Consider the following 441-nt stretch of genomic DNA (forward strand, 5'->3'; position numbering starts at 1 on the left):
TTACGGGAGGTCGCATCCGCAGCCCGGGAATCCCGGCAGGTCCGCGAAGGACGAGCCAGGCAGCCGCTCCCTGGACTGGGCACATACGTGCAGCACACGAACGGCCCACCGACCGGTCCCGGGACTTACGGGGTGGTGGTGGGCTGCCCGCGACACCTACGACGGTGCGCGACGCTCCTGGATCGAAGATCCGGCTGGTCGTCCCGCCTGAGGCGCCGACCGGAGCCGGACACGGGACACAGCACTTCGCGTGATTCTACAGGGTGCTCAGGACCGCTTGCGACCGAGGTGCTTCCTGGTCCACTCCACGGCGTCCGCGTACCGCGCCTCGGCGCCGTGCCGGGTGGGCTCGTAGTACTCGCGGTCCTTGAGGGCGTCCGGGGCGTACTGCTGCTCGGCGATGCCCTCGGGCAGGTCGTGCGGGTAGACGTAGCCCTTGCC

Annotated in this window: 1 pseudogene; it reads right to left on the minus strand. The window is 70.1% G+C overall.

Going from position 1 to position 441, the window contains the following annotated elements:
• Positions 1 to 267: 267 nt before the first annotated feature.
• Positions 268 to 441: pseudogene (locus LPA54_RS39075) on the minus strand (replication-associated recombination protein A); the annotation flags it as partial.

The organism is Streptomyces sp. DH12, assembly GCF_020873895.1.
Taxonomy (GTDB): Bacteria; Actinomycetota; Actinomycetes; order Streptomycetales; family Streptomycetaceae; genus Streptomyces.